Genomic DNA, 616 nt, shown 5'->3' with positions numbered 1-616 from the left:
TTTGTTGGTTCATCAATTTCTTTAGGATTGATATCTACAATTATTTTCCCGTTTTTTAACTAGAATAATCCGATCTGATAATTTTTGTTAAAAAATCCAAATTGTGAGAAGCGATAATCATAGTAATACCCATATCTCTAACTGATTGTAGTAGTTCCACAACGTCGACTATTGTTGCTACATCTAAACCAGACGTTGGCTCATCGCATAATAGAATCCTTGGATTCATCATTAAGCTTCTGGCAAGCGCAACCCGCTGTTTTTGCCCACCGGATAGATTACTAGGGTAATCATTTTTTTTAGAGGCAATACCCAAAGACTCAAGTAGTGAATCACTTTGATCCTGAGTTTTGTTTTTAAGTTTTGGAGCATATGTAAGATTTTCCCAGACAGTCATATGTGGGAAAAGTTGAAAATCCTGAAATACAAAACCAGTACTATCATTGCATTCAATGCTACCAGAATCTAAAAACTTCGAGTTTTTGTATACAACGTAACAATGTTGATTTACCACTACCAGAAGGACCAGCAAGACCAACTATAGATTGTTCTATAATCAGGTTAATATTATTAAGCACTGGGACATTATTAAATAATTTACAAATATTATGCATTT

At 33.6% G+C, this 616-nt stretch carries 2 protein-coding genes; both read right to left on the bottom strand.

Annotation, left to right across the window (positions count from 1 at the left end; translation table 11 throughout):
- Positions 1–55 precede the first annotated feature (55 nt).
- A complete protein-coding gene (locus tag WGMM_RS07150; protein ID WP_275039484.1) occupies positions 56–397 on the bottom strand; it encodes an ATP-binding cassette domain-containing protein in 342 nt (113 codons plus the stop codon).
- Positions 398–455: 58 nt separating this feature from the next.
- Complete coding sequence (locus tag WGMM_RS07145; RefSeq protein ID WP_275039485.1) at positions 456–614, bottom strand: ATP-binding cassette domain-containing protein; 159 nt, start codon at positions 612–614, stop codon at positions 456–458.
- Between the last annotated feature and the right edge of the window lie 2 nt (positions 615–616).

The sequence above is a fragment of the Wolbachia endosymbiont of Glossina morsitans morsitans genome, from assembly GCF_000689175.1.
GTDB classification, from domain to species: Bacteria; Pseudomonadota; Alphaproteobacteria; order Rickettsiales; family Anaplasmataceae; genus Wolbachia; species Wolbachia pipientis.
This window is presented reverse-complemented; position numbering and strand designations above follow the sequence as displayed.

What these genes read in the sequence shown, in the direction of transcription:
- WGMM_RS07150 (WP_275039484.1), bottom strand. Translation starts at nt 397, where the DNA reads ATGACTGTCTGGGAAAATCTTACATATGCTCCAAAACTTAAAAACAAA.
- WGMM_RS07145 (WP_275039485.1), bottom strand. Translation starts at nt 614, where the DNA reads ATGCATAATATTTGTAAATTATTTAATAATGTCCCAGTGCTTAATAAT.